5 protein-coding genes are annotated in these 4,263 nt (G+C 39.1%); 3 read left to right on the top strand and 2 right to left on the bottom strand.

Annotated elements, in window-relative coordinates:
* Positions 1-368: hypothetical protein (locus Q0X89_RS02015; protein ID WP_297690938.1), on the top strand; the 368-nt coding region annotated here is incomplete at its 5' end.
* A gap of 5 nt (positions 369-373) precedes the next feature.
* Positions 374-1,393 (top strand): HupE/UreJ family protein, encoded by a 1,020-nt coding sequence (locus Q0X89_RS02010; protein WP_297690937.1) that lies wholly within the window; start codon positions 374-376, stop codon positions 1,391-1,393.
* A gap of 40 nt (positions 1,394-1,433) precedes the next feature.
* Here Q0X89_RS02010 and Q0X89_RS02005 read toward each other — a convergent pair whose 3' ends face one another.
* Entirely contained in the window at positions 1,434-1,940 is a 507-nt protein-coding gene (locus Q0X89_RS02005; protein WP_297690936.1) for an ankyrin repeat domain-containing protein, read from the bottom strand.
* A gap of 322 nt (positions 1,941-2,262) precedes the next feature.
* A complete protein-coding gene (locus Q0X89_RS02000; protein WP_297690935.1) occupies positions 2,263-2,772 on the bottom strand; it encodes a hypothetical protein in 510 nt (169 codons plus the stop codon).
* A 410-nt stretch (positions 2,773-3,182) separates the two neighbouring features.
* Between Q0X89_RS02000 and glgA the strand changes: the two genes are divergently transcribed.
* The coding region (gene glgA / locus Q0X89_RS01995) for a glycogen synthase (protein ID WP_297690934.1) at positions 3,183-4,263 on the top strand (1,081 nt) is incomplete at its 3' end.

Raw genomic sequence — 4,263 nt, 5'->3', positions numbered from 1 at the left:
ACTTAAAAAAAGTGCCCTTTGAAAAAGCCCCTGCATATGGCGAACGTTTTTATTACAATACCAACTATGTTGAAAGAGGAAGGGATTATGTAGCCAGTCATTTTGGTCAGGAAATGGCCAATGCTATTTTAGAAGCGGATCCCGATCCTTCTCTGTGGATTGGACCACTGCGGTCGGAGTATGGCTACCATCTTGTGCTACTGATCGGAGAACAAGAGGGTCTTTATCCCGAATTGGAGGAAATAAAAGCACAGGTACTGCAAGATGCCCAATACGAGAGGAAACAGGAAATAAAGCAACAGAGTATTCAGGCTGTGATTGACAGCTATACTGTTGAAGTGACTTATGAGCGTCCCGAATTAAATTAGATTCTATGAACTGGAAAAGTAATTTCTTATTGGGTTTAATTTTCTCTTGCGGACTAACCGTTAGTACAGCCCATGAAGGTCGCCCCTTATTTGTTGAAATAATGGAAAAAGAGGCTGGAATATTTGAATTGCAGTACAAAATCCCGCTTACCATTCCACAATTCAACCTCCCGGATATTTTTCTTCCGGATTCATTTGAGGCGATTGACAAAATCACCCTTTATCAGACTTCAGGAGGATTTATTAAAAGGCAGAATTTTAAATCGGCATCAGCACTCAATAGTGGAGATATCCGTATTCAATACCCTGTGATGAATCCTTCCGTATCCTGTATTCTGAAGATTACACTGCTTAATGGCCAAAAATTCAATAAACTACTGGGGCCGGATGAACTGCTATGGACGGTTCCTGAGGAAGAGAGCTGGGCCGGGGTAGCCAGGCAATATACCCAACTTGGCATCCAACATATCCTGGAAGGCTGGGACCACCTGCTCTTTCTAATTTGCCTGATGCTGGTTGCAGGGGTAGGTAAAAAATTGTGGATTACCATAACCGGGTTTACCATTGCCCATTCTATCACTCTGGCATTATCAGCCCTTAATGTAGTGCGTTTGCCAATCCCTCCTGTTGAAGCCGTGATTGCCTTAAGTGTGGTTTACCTTGCCGTGGAAATAGCGCTGCAGAAAAAAGACTCCCTCACGTACAGGTATCCCATTACCGTTTCATCCTCATTCGGACTATTGCACGGATTCGGGTTTGCAGCTGTATTAGCGGAGATAGGATTACCACAACTAGAGATCGTAACCAGCTTGCTGTTCTTTAATGTTGGTGTGGAATTGGGGCAGATCATATTTGTAGTGGGGATACTTCTTCTCTGGATACTTATCCGCAAGATATTTATAGATAAAAACCTGGTCGCCAAACTGCAGTTCAATAGAATTAAACTTGAAAGGTTGGCCGCTTACTTCTGCGGATCAATTGCCAGTTTCTGGATGATTGAAAGACTGTATGGATTTATCATATGATACCAAAACATAGATTCTCCGAAACTTCAGTGAAGGAGTATCAAGAACTAGACTCAGGCTTGTTGTTGTAGCCCTCCTCCTGCAAGGATTTTAGTTTTCTTTTTTGCTCTAATAAGTATTTTGCGACGTCGCGCTGACCAAATTGTCTGGCGAAACTTAGTGCGTTTTGGCCTTTGTAGGTTGCATTAAGATCAGCGCCCTTTTGCACCAGGTATCGTGCCATTTCCAATCGCCCGTATTTTGCTGCGTACATCAAGGGAGTTTTATCCGCGCAAACGCCCTCGATGTTGGCGCCGTTTTCAATAAAATAGCGTAAAGATTTCATTGATTTTAACTTGATGCTTATGGCCAAATAATTATACTTTTTACTATCTCCTACTCCCACACACTCATTGATTCGATCTGCTGTAATTAAATCTCTCAAATTTTCAAGGCGGTCATACTTTATACTCCAGGCAATTTCATTAGTTAATTCTTGCCCATAAGATAAGCTGCCTATTGTGGTAATTAAGGTTATTAAAATCAGCTGTTTCAGAAGTGAATTCATGATTGGGATATAAAAGTTATTCCTCTTTTTGGCGATCTCACAATTCAAAACCGGGGAGCACATTACCATTTCAACTCCGCAGAGTAATAATATCTACCTTTTGCGAAAGGATATCAGCATTGATGCCCCTTTAAAAAGCGATTCGGTCTCTGCTGGTAGTTATATCACGGTAAATGATTCCATTTAACAGGATCATTTTTATAATTTCCTTAAAGATAATAAGAATTAAGTCCATCTAAAATGACCTTAAACAATAGTTAACATTTTTTGTTGTTGTGGATGTAATAAAACTTTGCCTCAAGATTTCATTGATTCTAAAATATCAGTTGTTGGAACCAATAGTAACAGTGGCATTACCCTCACCTGCCATTAACATTACCGCTATTTTTCCTTTTTCGGCAGCAAGGTGGCCACCTGTTCCTGCGGTAGTTGTAAAACTAATTGTGAAACCTTCGCTTTCCAGGGTTTCCTTATAATCCTGGAGCGCATTAGCAGGAACATTTTCGAAAATAACAACCCAGTTATCAGCGTCATCAACTTCTTGTGTAGTAACAGCTATTACGTCACCGAATTTAAATTCCGGTACTTCGCCGGGAGCCTCTTTGGGCCAGCTATTCATAGTTGCATCTGTGGTAAATGTACCTTCATCAGTCTTTATCACCACTTTTTCATCATCGATATCTACCTCAGCATCATCACCTAAAGACTTTTCTATGATCTTCTCACTGGTCTTTTCACTTGTTCTCTTACATGATTGAAATACAATTGATAGGCTTATCAGGCATACTAACATCATCACCAAATTGAAATGTAGGCTGTTGAACTTTTTCATCGGATTTATTTTTTGAATTAGAATGAATACTTTTTGTTTTCCCATGGCTTTTTGGGAACAAAGTCAAAAATAGAGCACCCAAATACCCTTTACAATGATGTAGGTCATCATCAGCAGATTGATTGATATTATGGCCAAACGACTTTAAAGAAAGTCTTTTTATTTTACTAAAGAATTATTCGGATTTCATTGGAAAATCATTTATGCTAACCCTCCTATTGGGGTCAAAAACGGAAACTTTTCTTTACAATCAATTTAATCTTGTTTTATGTACCAATCTATTGAAAGAAAAAGAAATTTATAAATACCTTTATAAAAATGAATACTCTGTTGATTACCTATTAAAAAATAGGCTGAATTGCAGGTAAAATTGAAAATAAAATTCTAAAACCGATACCTGAAAATATCATATGAAAGCACTTTTTTTTACCAGAGAATTTCCTCCTTATGTTTACGGAGGTGCAGGTGTCCATGTTGAGTATTTGGCTGCCGAATTAGCGAAACTTATGGAGCTTGAGGTGCGATGTTTTGGGGATCAGGATGAAAAGTCGGATAATTTATCGGTAAAGGGATTTCCTTATGACAATCCTGTTTTTAATAGCTCCAACGATAAACTTAAAGCCGTTTTAAAAACACTAAGTACATGTGTTCATATGAATGCAGATGACATAGATGCCGATATAGTGCATTGCCATACCTGGTATTCGCACTTTGCAGGCATAACAGCCAAACTGCTTTATGGAATTCCTTTGGTAGTAACAACACATTCCTTAGAACCATTAAGACCCTGGAAAAGAGAACAACTGGGGAAAGGGTACGACGCATCATTATGGATTGAAAAAACAGCTATAGAAATGGCGGATACAGTTATCGCAGTATCTTATGAGACAAAAGATGATGTCCTTAAATATTTTGATGTAGATAAGGAAAAAATAAAGGTCATATACAACGGAATAAACCTTAAGGAGTATGCAGTTACCAGGGAATCCGACGCACTGGATAAGTATAATATCGATAAATCAAAACCCTATGTACTTTTTGTAGGTAGAATTACAAGGCAGAAAGGGATCATACACCTTGTAAATGCAATTAAATATATAGACCCGGATACCCAGATTGTACTGTGCGCAGGAGCCCCGGACACCCCTGATATTGAGAAGGAAATGGAAGAAAGCGTTGCAGAAGTAAAGAAGATCAGGGATAATGTTATCTGGATAGCTGAAATGCTTGATAAAAAATCTGTTATACAGCTTTATTCCCATGCAGATGTATTTTGTTGCCCCTCTATTTATGAACCCTTCGGAATAATCAATATTGAAGCCATGGCCTGTAATACAGCTGTTGTAGCCAGTGCTGTTGGGGGAATAAAAGAAGTGGTGGTAAACGGTGAAACAGGAATCCTGGTACCTTTGGAACAACAAAATGTGGCTCCTTTTGAACCGGTGGATCCGGACAAATTTGCCCAAGATCTTGCAGAAGGCATAAATCTTG

The organism is uncultured Eudoraea sp., assembly GCF_947258525.1.
GTDB lineage: Bacteria > Bacteroidota > Bacteroidia > Flavobacteriales > Flavobacteriaceae > Eudoraea.
This window is presented reverse-complemented; position numbering and strand designations above follow the sequence as displayed.

Coding starts and splice junctions, on each gene's coding strand:
- Q0X89_RS02010 (WP_297690937.1), top strand. CDS start 374: ATGAACTGGAAAAGTAATTTCTTATTGGGTTTAATTTTCTCTTGCGGA.
- Q0X89_RS02005 (WP_297690936.1), bottom strand. CDS start 1,940: ATGAATTCACTTCTGAAACAGCTGATTTTAATAACCTTAATTACCACA.
- Q0X89_RS02000 (WP_297690935.1), bottom strand. CDS start 2,772: ATGAAAAAGTTCAACAGCCTACATTTCAATTTGGTGATGATGTTAGTA.